The following is a 12,656-nucleotide window of genomic DNA, read 5'->3' on the forward strand; positions in this document are numbered from 1 at the left end:
TGCAGGTTCTACGCCTCGCGGGCGACCGGAGCCGGCCCGCCGCCGTTGTAATCAATCGTCGGGGCACCGGCGTTGAGCCTGCTATCGATGAGGTCAAATCTCCGAGTGAACTCTTTCCGCAGGTCGTTGATTTGCGCTCCCAACTCAGTTCGGAGGTTGTCGCTGCGCTTCACAAGCTCGTTTTGGAACTGTAGGAGAGCATAAAAAACGCCGTCGATTCTCGCGTTCGCAGCATCAAACCGAGCCCAAACGCCCTCAAAGTTCTTGTCAGTCCTAGCTTCCATGGAATCCATCCGCCGGTCCATGCCGTCAAGGCGAGCGTCGACCGCGTCAAAGCGCTTATCGACCCCGTCGAACCGCTTATCGACTGTTTCAAACCGCTTATCGACCGCGTCGAACCGCTTGCCGACCGTTTCAAACCGCTTATCGACCGCGTCGAACTTCTTATCGACCCCGTCGAACTTCTCATCCATGGTCTTGCGGAGCACGCTGTTGCCACGCAGCACCGCCACGAGGATGGTGATCATTCCGGCGACCAACCCGATCACTTCAGCAACACTCACTAGCTCACTCCTTTTGGTCTGTTGCCTCTGGCGGGAATTGCTTCCACGATACGTGCCAAGGCCGGCTCTCGCCACGAAAAACCGGGCGAAGGCCCACATCAGTGGAAAACTCAACAAAACGAAGCAAAAAAGCCGGCCTGTGGACAACGATCCACCGGCCGGCTTTTGTACGCGCGCAGAGACTAGCCGCGGAACTCCGCGATCTTGCCCGCGAGCTTCTCGAGCTGCTCGGCGACGCGCACGGAGGCAGTACCGCCAGCGCCCACGCGGGAGTTCACCGATCCCTCGATCGTGAGCACACCGCGCACCGCGGGAGTGAGGTGCTCGGAAACCGAAGCCAGCTCATCGTCGCTCGGCTCGTGGAGCTCGAGGCCGCGCTCCTCGCAGTACCGCACGAGCTCGCCCGAGATCTCGTGCGCGTCGCGGAAGATCACGCCCTGCTTCACAAGCCACTCGGCGACGTCGGTCGCGAGTGAGAAGCCCTGCGGCGCGAGCTCGGCCATGCGCTCGGTGTCGAAGCGCATCGTCGCAACCATGCCGACAAAGGCCGGCAGCAGCACCTCGAGCTGGTTGACGGAGTCGAAGACCGGCTCCTTGTCCTCCTGCAGGTCGCGGTTGTACGCGAGCGGCATCGCCTTCAGCGTCGCGAGCAGGCCGGTGAGGTTACCGATAAGGCGGCCCGACTTGCCGCGCGCGAGCTCGGCGATGTCCGGGTTCTTCTTCTGCGGCATGATGCTGGAGCCAGTGGAGTAGCCGTCGTGCAGGCGCACGAAGCCGAACTCCTTGGTGTTCCAGAAGATGATCTCTTCGCTCAGGCGCGAGAGGTCGATCCCGATCTGCGCGGTGATGAACGCGAACTCAGCGACGACGTCGCGCGCAGCGGTGCCGTCGATCGAGTTCTCGAGGGGCTCGCCGAGGCCGAGCTCCGCGGCGACGAGCCGGGGATCAAGCCCGAGCGAGGACCCTGCGAGGGCGCCACCGCCGTAGGGCGAGGCGCTCGCGCGGGCCTTCCAGTCGCGGAGGCGCTCGAGATCGCGCACGATCGGCCACGCGTGCGCGCCGAGGTGGTGTGCGAGGAGCACGGGCTGCGCGTGCTGCAGGTGCGTGCGTCCGGGGAGGATCGCGCCCTCATGGGCGACGGCCTGCGCGTGCAGCGCCTCAAGCAGGTCGACGAGCATGTCGCCGATGATCGCGGCGTGGTCGAGCAGGTACATGCGCACGAGCGTGGCGATCTGGTCGTTGCGGCTGCGGCCCGCGCGGAGCTTGCCGCCGAGCTGCACGCCGGTGATCTCGATGAGACCGCGCTCGAGCGCCGAGTGCACATCCTCGTCGGCCTCCGCCGCGACGAAGCGGCCGTCCGCGACGCGTGCCGAGAGCTCGTCGAGCGAGGCACGCATGTCGGTGAGCTCGTCCGGCGTCAGGTAGCCGGCGCACGCGAGCGCGCTCGCGTGCGCCTTCGAACCCAGGATGTCGTACTGCGCAAGCACCCAGTCAAACTGCGTGGACTTGCTGAGCTTCAGCAGCTCGGGCGACGGGCCGCTCGCGAAGCGGCCGCCCCAGAGCGCGCCGTCCTCGGCCGCCCGGTTGCCGTTGTCTGCCCCTGCGGGTACCTGCTCAGTCACTTGCTCTCCTTCAACAGCCATGCCATCAGCGCCTTCTGGGCGTGCAGCCGGTTCTCGGCCTCGTCCCAAACCACGCTCTGATCCCCGTCGATAACCTCCGGGGCAACTTCGTATTCGCGGTACGCGGGCAGGCAGTGCAGGAAGATCGCGTCGTCCTTCGCCTGCGCCATGAGCTCCCCGGTCACCCGGTATGAACCAAAGGTCGCGATCCGCTCGGCCTTCTCGGCCTCCTGCCCCATCGACACCCACGTGTCGGTAATCACGGCGTCCGCGTCTGCGACGGCCGCGACGGGATCGGTGAGCACCGTGACGCTGCCACCGGTCTCTGCAGCGATGCGCTTCGCGTCTTCGATAATGTCCACGCGCGGGTGGAAGCCAGTCGGCCCAGCAACGCGGATGTGCATGCCTGCGGTCGCGAACCCCAGCAGGTACGAGTGCCCCATGTTGTTCGCGGCGTCGCCGAGGTAGGTCGCGGTGAGCCCGGTGAGCTCGCCCTTCTGCTCACGGATCGTCTGCAGGTCGGCGAGGATCTGGCAGGGGTGGAAGTCATCAGACAGCGAGTTGATCACGGGAACGGTCGCGCGCTCTGCCATCTCTTCGAGCCCTGAGTGCGCGTGCGTGCGCCACACGATGAGCGACACCATGCGCGAGAGCACCTTCGCGGTGTCTGCGATCGATTCCTTCGCGCCGAGCTGCGCCTCGCCCGGGTTCACGATGATCGGGTTGCCGCCGAGATCGGAGATGCCTGCGGCGAAGCTGAATCGGGTGCGGGTGGAGGTTTTGTCGAAAAGCACCGCAACGGACTGCGGGCCCTCGAGGGGTCGCTCGCTGAAGCGGTCTCGCTTCATGCGCGCAGCCAGGTCGAGCACCTCGCGCTGCTCCGCGGGCGTCAGGTCGTCGTCTCTTAGGAAGTGCCTCATCACCCAGCCAGCTTACTCGCCCGCACACTGTGGCAGAATCTTGGCCATGTCACTTCCCCGCCTCGTTGCCTTCGATCTCGACGACACTCTGGCTCCTTCAAAGTCCCCCGTTCCTCACCGCATGCTGAGCGCCTTCGCTGAGTTACTTGACCGCACAACCGTCGCCGTGATTTCAGGCGGCAACTTCGAGCAGTTCGAGGCACAGCTCATCTCGCAGCTCGACTCCGCAGACTCGGTCTCTGAAGAGGCGCTCACGCGGCTCCACCTGCTCCCCACCTGTGGCACTCGCTACGAGCGGCGCGAGGCGGGCGCGTGGCACACCGTGTACCGCGAGCAGCTCACCCAGGACGAGCGCGACGCGGCGCTCACCGCGCTCCGCGAGGAGGCTGAGCGGCTCGGACTGTGGGAGGCTGAGCCCTGGGGCGAGATCCTTGAGGATCGCGGCTCACAGATCACCTTCTCGGCTCTCGGCCAGCGCGCCCCGGTCGATGCCAAGCACGCCTGGGATGCCGACGGGACCAAGAAGAACACCCTCCGCGCCGCAGTAGCCGAGAGGCTCCCGGGCCTTGAGGTGCGCAGCGGTGGATCGACCTCCGTCGACATCACCCGCCGCGGGATCGATAAGGCCTACGGCATGCGCAAGCTTGAGGAGCACACGGGCATCTCACTCTCGGAGATGCTCTTCGTGGGCGATCGCCTCGACCCGGACGGCAACGATTACCCGGTGAAGGCGATGGGCGTCACCTCCCACGCGGTAGCGGGATGGGAAGACACCGCAGACTTCGTCGAGCAGCTCCTCGCGAAGTAGTAGCAGCAGAAAGACCTGTGGCCCCACCAGCTGGTGGGGCCACAGGTCTTTCTGCTGCGGGCAGCGCCCGCGGGGCTCGCTACGCTTCGACGGCGGCAGCCTCGACTGAAGCAGCCTCGCCCGATGCGGGCGCGTCAAGCGCGAGCTCGAGCACGCGCGTGGTGCGCTCAAGCGATGCCTTCGCTGCCTCGGGACGACCGTTGAGGCCCTCGCCGAGGGCGGGCACCTGCTCCTTGAAAATCTTCTCCCACTTCGACGAGTACTCGTCGGGGAAGCAGGTCTCGAGCACACCGAGCATGGCGTGGACCGCGGTCGAGGCACCCGGCGATGCGCCGAGCAGACCCGCGATCGATCCGTCCGCTCCGGTGATGACCTCGGTGCCGAACTGCAGGATGCCGCCCTTTTCGGGGTCCTTCTTCATGACCTGCACGCGCTGACCTGCGGTGACCATCTCCCAGTCTTCGCTGCGTGCGCTGGGAAGGTACTCGCGGAGCGTCTGCATCTGCTTCTCGCGGCTCGCGAGCAGCTCAGTCACGAGGTACTTCTCGAGCGAGAACTCGGTGAGGCCGACCTTGACCATCGGGCCCAGGTTGTGGGCACGGATCGAGCCGGGCAGATCCCACCAGGAGCCCTTCTTCAGGAAGTTCGGGCTGAAGCCTGCGTACGGTCCGAAGAGGATGCTCTTCTCGCCATCAATGATGCGGGTGTCGAGGTGCGGCACCGACATCGGGGGCGCGCCCACTGCGGCCTTCCCGTATACCTTCGCGTTGTGCTGTTCGACGATCTCGGGGTTCGTGGTCTTCAGGAACTTGCCGCTGATCGGGAAGCCGCCGAAGCCCTTGATCTCGGGGATACCCGAGGACTGCAGCAGCGGGAGTGCGCCGCCGCCAGCACCAACGAACACGAACTTCGCGTTCACAACGGTCGGGCCGTAACCGGCGCGGCTGCGAACGTGCACGTCCCAGGTGCCGTCGCTCTTGCGCTTCAGCTGCTTGACCTCGGTCTCAAGGTTCACCTTTGCCCCTGCGGTCTCCAGGTAGCTGAAAAGCTGACGGGTGAGCGCGCCGAAGTCGACATCGGTGCCGGCCTCCGAACGCGTCGCCGCGACAACCTCGCTCTTGGCGCGGCGATCGATGACGAGCGGTGTCCACTCGGCGATCTTCGCGGGGTCGTCGCTGAACTCCATGTCGGCGAAGAGCGGCTCGGTCTTGAGCAGCTCGTAGCGACGACGCAGGTAGTCGACGTTGTCTTCGCCGCGCACGAAGGTCATGTGCGGGGTCGGGTTGATGAAGCTCGATGGCTCCCCGAGGATCCCACGCTCAACGAGGGTGGACCACCACTCGCGTGAGAGCTGGAACTGCTCGTTGATGTTGATCGCCTTGTCGGCGGACAGGCTGCCGTCCTTGCCCTCAGGCATGTAGTTCAGCTCGCAGAGCGCCGCGTGGCCTGTGCCCGCGTTGTTCCACCCGTTACTACTCTCGGTCGCGACTTCGCTGCGGGACTCGAAGACCTCAATGGTCCAGTCCGGGCGAACCTGCTTCATGAGGGTTCCGAGCGTTGCGCTCATCACTCCGCCGCCGATAAGTACGACATCTACCGTCTTAGTGCTCACGATCTTGAAGTGTACCTCGGTTATCGGGGCGTTCGCTGCCGTTGCCACTCAGGGAGCCCCGTTTTAGTCGAGCGCCTGGCGTCTCGCTTCGGCGAGTGTTTCAACTCCGGAGTCGATGATTCGCGTGTATCCGAGCCGTTCGGCCTCGGAAACTCGCTGCGCGCCCGAGGTCACGGATCGAATTTCTCCGGCCAGTGAAATTTCACCGAATGCGGCAAGTTCGAGGGGTAGCGGCTGGTCTGCGACGGCTGAAATCACCGCGAGAGCGATCGCGAGGTCTGCTGCCGGCTCGCTGAGCTTCACTCCCCCGACCGTCGACACGTAGACGTCTTGGTCGTGCAGACGCACGCGGGCACGCCGCTCGAGCACCGCGAGGATCATCGCGACGCGCGACGGATCGACGCCGCTCGTGACGCGCCGCGGGTTCGGGGTCGCGCTCGTGGCCACGAGCGCCTGGATCTCGACGGGGAGCGCGCGCCTTCCCTCCATCGCGACCGTCGCGCACGTCCCGCTCACGGGCACGGTACCGCGGCCGAGGAAGAGCCCGCTGGGGTCGGCGACCTCGGCGATGCCGCCGCCGGTCATCTCAAAGCAGCCGACCTCGTCGGTCGGGCCGAAGCGGTTCTTGAGTGTGCGCAGAAACCGGAGCGCCGTGTTGCGGTCGCCTTCGAAGTGACAGACCACGTCGACGAGGTGTTCGAGCAGCCTGGGGCCCGCGATGGACCCGTCTTTCGTGACGTGGCCGACGAGGATCACGGGCGTGCCGCGATCTTTCGCCACGCGAATGAGCGCGGCCGCCACCTCGCGCACCTGCGATGGCCCGCCGGCGATGCCCTCGACCTGGTCGCTCGCGAGCGTCTGCACGGAGTCGATGACGATGAGGCCCGGATCGACCATCTCGATGTGCCCGAGCACCGACGCAAGGTCTGTCTCGGCGGCAAGGTAGAGCGTGTCGATGAGCGCGTTCGTGCGCTCGGCACGCATGCGGATCTGCCCGGTCGATTCTTCGCCACTCACGTAGAGCACACGGGCACCGTGCCCGGCAATGCGGGCCGCGACGTCAAGGAGCAGCGTCGACTTACCAACGCCGGGCTCACCAGAGAATAGGATCGCGGCCCCCGGCACGATGCCGCCGCCCAGGACGCGGTCGAGCTCAGCGATGCCGGTCTGCCGATGCTTCACCGAGTCACCGGAGAGCTCAGTGATCGGCTTAGCCTCGCGACCGGCCTCTGGCGCGGCAGCCTTCGTGGTGCGCGCAAGCGATGCCCGGGTTGCCCCGCGCACATCGACGGTGCCCCACTGCTGGCATTCGCCGCAGCGACCCACCCACTTCGCTGCCTGCCAGCCGCACTCGCTGCAGACATACGCGCTGCTCGTTTTCGCCATGTAGTTGAGGCTAGCGGAGGCCCCCGACATCGCGCCGGGCGGCCGCCGGGCGGCCGCCAAACAGCCGCCAAACCCCGTGCGCGACATGCCGTGCTGCACGCTTTGCGAACTCGATTAGGATCTGCGGGCCGGATCCCGTAAGCTTTTCCGCGGTGACGTGTCCGAGCGGCCGAAGGTGCAACACTCGAAATGTTGTGTAGGCAACCCCTACCGTGGGTTCAAATCCCACCGTCACCGCCACAGTATGAAGGCCCCGCCTCCCGGAGAAATCCGGTCGAGTCGGGGCCTTCGTCATGCCATGAGTTCGCGGGCGTTTCACACGGCTCCACGAAGCAGTGACGCCTCTGTGTTATCAACAGGAATCGCAGGGCTAGTTCTCACGCACGCACAAATCCTGCGAATATTCTTGCGCAATCGGCTAACATGAATCAGCCCACTTCGTGGGCGTTCACCCCAGGTCGAAGGAGACTTCTCAGCATGCAGCGCAGCACTGGCTCAGAGACAGGAGCCGCCAACGCATACCTGGTGGCCGCGATCGCTTCCGAGGTCACGGCGACGGTGAGCTTGAAGGCGGCGCTCACCGAGCCGAGTTTCATTGCCGTCGTCGTCGTCGGCTACCTGGCCTCGTTCTTCCTGCTGGCCATGACACTTCGCAACGGGAAAAGCGTCGCTGCCGCCTACGGCATCTGGGGCGCGAGCGGCGTGGTGCTCACCGCAGTGGCCTCGTACTTCATCTTCGACGAGGCAATCTCACCGCGCATGGCGATTGGGTTCTGCCTGATCGCTCTCGGCGTCGTTGTGGTCGAAGCTTCGGCCGGCATGGGTGCGCAGGGCCGGGCTGCCCGCGAGCGGGCGTCGGCGAGCGTGCAGATGGGAGCTGAATGATGCTGGCAGCTTATGTCTCGCTCGGCGCCGCAATCCTCGTTGAGGTGTGCGCCACAATTGGCCTCCGCCACTCAGAGGGCTTCCGAAAGCGCCGGTGGATCGCGCCCGTTCTGCTCGGGTATTGCCTGTCCTACGCGCTGCTCTTTCTCTCGCTTCGATTCGGTATGCCGCTCGCCGTGGCATACGGGCTGTGGGCCGCATGCGGTGTGGCACTGACCGCGGCGCTCGCATGGAAGCTCTTTGACGAACCGGTGTCGCTCGTCGCTGGAATCGGGATTGCCCTGATGATCTCCGGGGTCGTTCTCGTAGAGTTCGGGTAAACACAACAACACGCTGGCCCCGGGTGGGGCTCAGCGTGTTGTTGTGACACAGGCGCTTACTGCACCGCAGGCTGTCTCGGCTGCACACCGAGCTCGGGCGCCTTGGCTCGCGAGTCCTTCGCGAAGAGCGCGATCACAAAGTTGAGCACGAATGTCGCGACGACCATGGCGACAAAGCCCACCGTGTAGTTGCCTGTTGCATCCTTCACTGCGCCGATGAAGTAGGGGTACACGAACCCGCCGACGATGAAGCCGATCCCGAGCACGAAGCCGTTCACGGCCCCGGCCATGCGCGGGGGAACTGACTCGGCCGCGAGCGCAAGCGCGAGCGGCATCCCCGTGTAGACGCCCAGGCCAACGAGCGGCAGGCATACCGCAACGAGCACGAAGTTGCCGCTCGCGAGGCCGAGCGTGAGCACGCCCATGAAGAGCGTCATCGCAGCGCCGGCGACGACGATAAGCCCCTTGCGCCGACCGAGCCGGTCGGAGACGAGCCCAAACCCGATCGAGGTGATCATCCCGATGACCACGTACAGCGATGAGAACAGACCAGCGAGCGCCGCGTCCCAGCCAGCGCCCTCGATGAGGATCGTGGGCATCCACACCGCGACGACTGCGAAGATTCCCCACTCGCCAATAAAGAAGGCGGCGGCCACGAGCACATTCCGGTTGAAGAGCCACTTCGCCAGCGACTGCTTGGCCTCCGCTGATTCGGCCGCGCTCACCTCTTGGGGCTCCGGCTTGGGCGCATCCTTGAGGAACAGCGCGGCGATGATGAACACGACGACGAGGAACGCGCCACCGATAGCCGAGCCAGTGCGCCACCCGACGGCGACCAAGACGATAGCAAACGCGTACAGCGCGAATGCGCTTCCGATTCCGTCCGAGGTGAACATCACGCCGAGCGCGATTCCGCTCTTGCGCTCACGCTCGAACCAGTTCACCGCCATCGTGTAGGGGCCGACAAAGAGCAACCCAACGCCGATACCGCTGACGGCCCGGCTGAGCATGAGGAGGGCATAATCGGGTGCCCAGGCGAACAGCAGCTGTCCGATGATCGAGGCGATGATGCCCACGAGGATGATCTTCTTAATCCCCAAGCGATCCCCGATGACTCCGGCGAAGGGCAGCACCAGACCGCCAACGAGGGCGGTGATTGACCCGAGAAGGCCGGACTGCGTTGCGGTAAGCGAGAACTCCTCCGCAATGTCGAGGAGCGACACGCTCCACCCGATGTAGGGGATGAAGCAGGCGATGAGCACCAGATACGAGAGCCCAAGCATCACCCACTTGGTTGACGGATTCTTGACGTTCATTGGCAAGGTTCTTCTCTTCTCTACGTTGAGTTCGACTATCAGATGCCCGAAACAAGTTTCGTTAAGAGATTGCATTCAAATATGCTGCATCAGCAGAAACATACCCCACTTTATTGCTGATATCGACTCTTTAGGTGAAATACTTTGCTCACCCTTCTCGTCGAGGCACGCAGCGATCTCACTGCAGCGCCGTCAAGCAGCGTCGATCCTTCCGTGCCGCTCTCACAGGGAACACGTCCACCTCCGCTTGGTACGGTGGGCACATGATGGCGCTTCTGATCACGCTCGCGACGGTGTTCACTGGCTCCGCCGCGCACCCGCGCACGCCGACGCTCGACGACTTCGACCTCTCCGCCTACTCCGGTGGGCTCTGCGTGAGCATGGCGAGCCCCGTTGACGCGGTCATCATCATCGGCTCTTCAGCCCTCATCTTGGGAGTTGCCGCGCTGCTCATCGGCCAGTTCTTGCGGCGGCGCGCGTAATCCTCCGGTAACCACACTCGGGCTTTCGCGCCGCAGGGTGTGGCCCCGAGCGAACCAGAGGTGCCTGTGACGTATTCACACGCCCTCAGCGCTTCCGGGAAGGACGACCGCGGCCAACCGGGAAGCCGCCGTGCTCGACCCACAAAGCCCCGTGTGATCTATTCCGTCACGTTTTCGGGGCATGCAAGGGGCGGTCTAGATACATAGGGGCGGTAGGGATGCGGAGAGTGGGATCCCTCAAGACGCAGAGCCCAGAGCCCAGAGCCCAGAGCCCAGAGCCCAGAGCCCCGACCCCGAGCCCGAGCCCACCTCGCACTGGACGACACGAGGGCTCATTGACATTTGTTGCCTTCGGGGTTGAACTGGAAGCATGATTGTTCTCGGTGCCGCAATGATCCTCGCCGGGGTGGGCCTCTTCTTCGCGTCAACAGTGCTCCTGCTTCGGGCGTATCGGGGCAGACGCATCCCGTACCGAATATCGAACGAGACCATGCCCGAGAGCTCAAACTTGATGCAGCTCATCGGCATGCTTCTCATCATTGCCACGGGGTTCTTCGTCGCCCGCGAGTTGGCTCCGTGGAACTTTCTGGTCTTGCTCCTGACTGCCATAGCCCAATTCATCATCTTTGCCATCCACAACCGCAGGGTGAAAGCCGAGCAACACGTAGACGATGTGGAGTAGCGCTCCCAGCCAGGAGAGGCGCCGCTTACGCGCGGCCTGAGTTTCCTCAAGTGCCAGCCTCGCCCAGGAGTGATACGGTTTTCCCTGGCCCCGTTCTCGGGGCGCGGACACGCGGGCCCGCCTGCGCACTGATTCGCGCATCTCTCGGGGCCACATTCACTGAAAATGGATCCGCAGCGGTGCGCCCTCGCACTGCGCTGCACCGCTACCGCACAGCACCGCGTTGCGAGGAGTTTTCCGTCGCGTCGTACCCCAGGGGGGAACACGTGTCATCACCCACCACGCAGCCCGATAGCCCGACTCCGGCGAAGCAGCCCGAGTCGTCGAAGTCGCCACAACGCGGCTTCTTTGGCCATCCGTGGGGGCTCGCAAATCTCGCGGGCGTCGAAATGTGGGAGCGTTTTAGCTTCTACGGAATGCAGGCGCTGCTCGCGTTCTACATCTACTACTCGGTCACCGACGGTGGTTTGGGGATGTCGCAGACCGCTGCGACCTCGATCGTCGGCGCGTACGGCGGTCTCGTCTATCTGTCGGCGGTGCTCGGCGGCTGGGTCGCAGACCGCGTACTGGGCGCTGAGCGGACGCTGCTCACGGCCGCATGCCTGATCATGGTCGGCCACCTCGCCCTCGCGTTCGTCCCAGGCGTCATCGGTCTCGCGATCGGCCTCGTGGGTGTCGCCCTTGGCTCGGGATCACTGAAGACTACGACGTCGACGGTGCTCGGCGACCTGTACGAGAAGGGCGACCAGCGCCGCGACGCCGCGTTCTCGATCTACTACATGGGCGTAAACATCGGCGGCTTCGCCGGCCCGCTGCTCACCAGCGCCCTCTGGGGCTGGAAGGGCTTCCACTGGGGCTTCGGCCTGGCCGCGATCGGAATGGCGATCGGCCTGGTCCAGTATCTGGCAATGCGCAAGCACACCGTGAGCGATTCGAGCCGGAAGCCGAACAACCCGCTGTCTGCCAGCCAGAAGCGCATCTGGGCTGTCGTGTTCGTCGCAGCAATCGCGATCATCGCGCTCGCGCTGTCGTTCGGGATCATTACCGCTGAGAACCTCTCGGCAATCGTTGTCGTGCTGATCGTGATCGCCGTCGTCGTGCTGTTCACCGTGATTCTCACCAGCCATCAGGTGACGAAGAGCGAGCGCAAGCAGGTCGCGTCGTTCATTCCGCTGTTCCTCGCCTCGGCCGTGTTCTGGTCGCTGTCGCAGCAGCAGTTCACGGTGCTCGCGATCTACGCCGATCAGCGCCTGAACCGCACCATTTTCGGTTGGGAGATGCCGCCGAGCATGGTGCAGACGATCAACCCGCTGCTCATCATCATTCTTGCCGGTGTTTTCGCGGCGATGTGGGTGAAGCTCGGCGATCGCCAGCCAAGCACCCCCGTGAAGTTCGCGATCGGAACGTCGGTCATGGGCGTCGCATTCCTGTGCTTCATCCCGTTCGCGGGCGGCGCGAACAACACGGTGCCGCTCATTGCCTACGCGTTCATCATTCTGCTGCTCACCATCGCTGAGCTGAGCATCTCGCCCGTGGGGCAGTCGCTCGCGACGAAGCTCGCACCGCGTGCGTTCCACTCGCAGATGGTCGCGCTGTTCTTCCTGTCGATTTCGCTCGGCTCGGCCGCGTCAGGAACCCTGTCGCGCTTCTACACGCCTGAGAACGAGGTCCCGTACTTCCTCGCGCTTGGCGGCGCGTCGATCGCCGTCGGTGCCATTCTGTTCCTCATGCGTGGGCCGGTGCTGCGCCTCATGGGCGGGATTCGCTAACAGTCAGCGTAGGATCCGCGCGGCGAAAGGCCGGTCGAAGTTGGGGCTTCGACCGGCCTTTCTTTATCATCGCAGCTGGGTTGGGATGATTCGTCGAGTGGTTCTGGGGGGAAGCCTCGACACCCTGCGCTGCGGGCTGAGGGCACCTGTTACTGGTGCAATGTCTTCCTCCGGGATCGCTCGAGGGCGGGCGCGTGAATCGCCGTGCCGCGCCTGCAGCCATGCTCTTGCTTCATCGCAAACCCAATTTCCGCGACAGTCTGGAACCTATCCAATGAAAGTTCAAGCCAT

12 protein-coding genes and 1 tRNA gene are annotated in these 12,656 nt (G+C 64.5%); 7 read left to right on the forward strand and 6 right to left on the reverse strand.

Annotated elements, in window-relative coordinates; all coding sequences use genetic code 11:
• Nucleotides 1-8: 8 nt before the first annotated feature.
• The 3 genes from ACI1US_RS02890 to argF form a co-directional block, all read right to left on the reverse strand.
• Nucleotides 9-563 (reverse strand): hypothetical protein, encoded by a 555-nt coding sequence (locus ACI1US_RS02890; protein WP_461638024.1) that lies wholly within the window; start codon nucleotides 561-563, stop codon nucleotides 9-11.
• 182 nt (nucleotides 564-745) lie between these two features.
• A complete protein-coding gene (gene argH / locus ACI1US_RS02895) occupies nucleotides 746-2,206 on the reverse strand; it encodes an argininosuccinate lyase (protein WP_416550124.1) in 1,461 nt (486 codons plus the stop codon).
• On the reverse strand, nucleotides 2,182-3,108 hold the full coding sequence (argF, locus tag ACI1US_RS02900; RefSeq protein WP_416550123.1) for an ornithine carbamoyltransferase: 927 nt from the start codon (nucleotides 3,106-3,108) through the stop codon (nucleotides 2,182-2,184). The genes argH and argF overlap by 25 nt, the downstream gene beginning before the upstream one ends.
• 43 nt (nucleotides 3,109-3,151) lie before the next feature.
• Here argF and ACI1US_RS02905 point away from each other — a divergent pair, with 43 nt between their 5' ends.
• Complete coding sequence (locus ACI1US_RS02905; protein WP_416550122.1) at nucleotides 3,152-3,913, forward strand: HAD-IIB family hydrolase; 762 nt, start codon at nucleotides 3,152-3,154, stop codon at nucleotides 3,911-3,913.
• 79 nt (nucleotides 3,914-3,992) lie between these two features.
• Here ACI1US_RS02905 and ACI1US_RS02910 read toward each other — a convergent pair whose 3' ends face one another.
• Together ACI1US_RS02910 and radA are read right to left on the reverse strand one after the other, a co-directional pair.
• Nucleotides 3,993-5,573, reverse strand: a complete 1,581-nt coding sequence (locus ACI1US_RS02910) for a malate:quinone oxidoreductase (protein ID WP_416550121.1) — start codon at nucleotides 5,571-5,573, stop codon at nucleotides 3,993-3,995.
• 15 nt (nucleotides 5,574-5,588) lie between these two features.
• Nucleotides 5,589-6,911, reverse strand: a complete 1,323-nt coding sequence (gene radA / locus ACI1US_RS02915; protein WP_416550120.1) for a DNA repair protein RadA — start codon at nucleotides 6,909-6,911, stop codon at nucleotides 5,589-5,591.
• 151 nt (nucleotides 6,912-7,062) lie between these two features.
• Here radA and ACI1US_RS02920 point away from each other — a divergent pair.
• From ACI1US_RS02920 to ACI1US_RS02930, 3 genes are all read left to right on the forward strand, one after another.
• Nucleotides 7,063-7,151: transfer RNA gene (locus tag ACI1US_RS02920), tRNA-Ser, on the forward strand.
• Nucleotides 7,152-7,388: 237 nt separating this feature from the next.
• Nucleotides 7,389-7,796 carry a DMT family transporter gene (locus ACI1US_RS02925; RefSeq protein WP_461638027.1) on the forward strand — a complete coding sequence of 136 codons (408 nt, stop codon included), beginning with the start codon at nucleotides 7,389-7,391 and terminating at the stop codon, nucleotides 7,794-7,796.
• Nucleotides 7,793-8,116 carry a DMT family transporter gene (locus ACI1US_RS02930; RefSeq protein WP_461638029.1) on the forward strand — a complete coding sequence of 108 codons (324 nt, stop codon included), beginning with the start codon at nucleotides 7,793-7,795 and terminating at the stop codon, nucleotides 8,114-8,116. The genes ACI1US_RS02925 and ACI1US_RS02930 overlap by 4 nt, the downstream gene beginning before the upstream one ends.
• A gap of 56 nt (nucleotides 8,117-8,172) precedes the next feature.
• On the opposite strand, the gene ACI1US_RS02935 is transcribed toward ACI1US_RS02930, so the two are convergent.
• Complete coding sequence (locus ACI1US_RS02935; RefSeq protein ID WP_461638031.1) at nucleotides 8,173-9,432, reverse strand: MFS transporter; 1,260 nt, start codon at nucleotides 9,430-9,432, stop codon at nucleotides 8,173-8,175.
• A gap of 263 nt (nucleotides 9,433-9,695) precedes the next feature.
• Here ACI1US_RS02935 and ACI1US_RS02940 point away from each other — a divergent pair, with 263 nt between their 5' ends.
• The 3 genes from ACI1US_RS02940 to ACI1US_RS02950 all read left to right on the forward strand — a co-directional run bounded on the left by ACI1US_RS02940 (nucleotide 9,696) and on the right by ACI1US_RS02950 (nucleotide 12,365).
• Nucleotides 9,696-9,914 carry a hypothetical protein gene (locus tag ACI1US_RS02940; protein WP_461638033.1) on the forward strand — a complete coding sequence of 73 codons (219 nt, stop codon included), beginning with the start codon at nucleotides 9,696-9,698 and terminating at the stop codon, nucleotides 9,912-9,914.
• 370 nt (nucleotides 9,915-10,284) lie between these two features.
• Nucleotides 10,285-10,596, forward strand: a complete 312-nt coding sequence (locus ACI1US_RS02945; RefSeq protein ID WP_461638035.1) for a hypothetical protein — start codon at nucleotides 10,285-10,287, stop codon at nucleotides 10,594-10,596.
• A gap of 266 nt (nucleotides 10,597-10,862) precedes the next feature.
• Nucleotides 10,863-12,365, forward strand: coding sequence for a peptide MFS transporter (locus tag ACI1US_RS02950; RefSeq protein ID WP_461638037.1), 1,503 nt, complete (start codon nucleotides 10,863-10,865; stop codon nucleotides 12,363-12,365).
• Nucleotides 12,366-12,656 lie beyond the last annotated feature (291 nt).

Source organism: Leucobacter sp. BZR 635 (assembly GCF_048061935.2).
Taxonomy (GTDB): Bacteria; Actinomycetota; Actinomycetes; order Actinomycetales; family Microbacteriaceae; genus Leucobacter.

Bases quoted from the DNA above. Each gene is read 5' to 3' on its own strand.
- argH (WP_416550124.1), bottom strand. From the start codon at position 2,206: ATGGCTGTTGAAGGAGAGCAAGTGACTGAGCAGGTACCCGCAGGGGCA.
- ACI1US_RS02905 (WP_416550122.1), top strand. From the start codon at position 3,152: ATGTCACTTCCCCGCCTCGTTGCCTTCGATCTCGACGACACTCTGGCT.
- radA (WP_416550120.1), bottom strand. From the start codon at position 6,911: ATGGCGAAAACGAGCAGCGCGTATGTCTGCAGCGAGTGCGGCTGGCAG.
- ACI1US_RS02925 (WP_461638027.1), top strand. From the start codon at position 7,389: ATGCAGCGCAGCACTGGCTCAGAGACAGGAGCCGCCAACGCATACCTG.
- ACI1US_RS02930 (WP_461638029.1), top strand. From the start codon at position 7,793: ATGATGCTGGCAGCTTATGTCTCGCTCGGCGCCGCAATCCTCGTTGAG.
- ACI1US_RS02935 (WP_461638031.1), bottom strand. From the start codon at position 9,432: ATGAACGTCAAGAATCCGTCAACCAAGTGGGTGATGCTTGGGCTCTCG.
- ACI1US_RS02940 (WP_461638033.1), top strand. From the start codon at position 9,696: ATGATGGCGCTTCTGATCACGCTCGCGACGGTGTTCACTGGCTCCGCC.
- ACI1US_RS02945 (WP_461638035.1), top strand. From the start codon at position 10,285: ATGATTGTTCTCGGTGCCGCAATGATCCTCGCCGGGGTGGGCCTCTTC.